We start from the raw sequence: 1,236 nt of genomic DNA, 5'->3' as shown, positions 1-1,236 counted from the left end.
GACGGGTTCAACCGGTGAATGCAACACCGATGCTGGCGTTTAGTTTATCTGCAGGCGTCATGTAACCCAATATCTTTCTCGGGCGTTGATTCAATTGCAAGGCGATCTTGTTCAAATCGCCTTGAGAGTAGTCAGCCAGACTGGTGCCCTTGGGGAAGTACTGCCGGAGCAGCCCGTTGGTATTCTCGTTCGTGCCCCGTTGCCATGGGCTTTGTGGGTCGCAGAAGTAGACTTGCACGTCGGTCGCGACTGTGAATTCCTTGTGCTGTGCCAGTTCCATGCCGCGGTCCCACGTGATCGATCTGCGCAGTTCCACAGGCAGCTTGCGAACCTGTTTGCTCAGTGCAGATACAACGCTGTCGGTGTCCTTGCCTTTTACCTTCATGAGAATGGCGAAGCGCGAATGGCGCTCCACCAGGGTCGCGATGTGTGTGTTATTCGAACCGCTCAGCAAGTCGCCTTCCCAGTGACCTGGAATCGCGCGGTCTTCGGCTTCGGCGGGGCGCTCGCGGATCGATACCGCATCGATGATCTGTCCGCGCGGTTGTCCCTTTGTTGACGCTTTCTTCGAACGACGCATCATCCGGCGCGTACGCAGGTGCTTCATCAGTTCCGCTTTGAGTACGCCACGGGCCTGAATGAACAGACTGCGGTAAATCGTTTCGTGCGAGACCTGCATGGTTTCATCATCGGGATACTGCAGTTTCAACCAGCCTGCGATTTGCTGCGGTGCCCATTTCAGTTGCAGTTTCCTGGCCACTAACCGACGTAGTTTGCCGTTGACGGCCAAGCGGCACGGTTTCGGTCGCTTCGCCAGTTCCCAGGCTCTCAGATCTGCCGACGTTGCCCTATATCCGCTCAAGCCGCCGTGGCGCGCTACTTCGCGGCTGATCGTCGACGGAGATCGACCGAGACTGGCTGCAATCTGACGGATCGAAACGCCCGCATGGATTCCGCGCGAGATTTCCTCTCGCTCGGCAAGCGTCAGTACCCGGGCCGACCGCTTCCTTGCCGTTGGCATGATGCCGCCGTGCGGTCGAACAATCGCGTGAATGGATGCTGCATGCTTGCCCAGCGAGCGGCCGATGTCGCTTAACGACTCACCGTCTTTCCATCTTTGCCACAACAACGCTTTTTGTTCGGCGGATAGCCCACACCGCTTCTTCTTGCTCACCTACCTTACCTCCTGGGGCGACATTAGACCAGAAGGTGTTGCGATGACCGGTTGAATCCACC

Annotated in this window: 1 protein-coding gene; it reads right to left on the bottom strand. The window is 57.4% G+C overall.

The window, feature by feature from the left end; all coding sequences use genetic code 11:
* Window positions 1-7 precede the first annotated feature (7 nt).
* On the bottom strand, window positions 8-1,174 hold the full coding sequence (locus E9536_RS41120) for an IS30 family transposase (protein WP_136473345.1): 1,167 nt from the start codon (window positions 1,172-1,174) through the stop codon (window positions 8-10).
* Window positions 1,175-1,236: the final 62 nt, after the last annotated feature.

The sequence above is a fragment of the Burkholderia sp. LS-044 genome (assembly GCF_004803625.1).
Lineage (GTDB): Bacteria > Pseudomonadota > Gammaproteobacteria > Burkholderiales > Burkholderiaceae > Burkholderia > Burkholderia cepacia.
The sequence above is the reverse complement of the archived record's forward strand: the minus strand, read 5'-3'. Positions and strand labels throughout refer to the sequence as shown.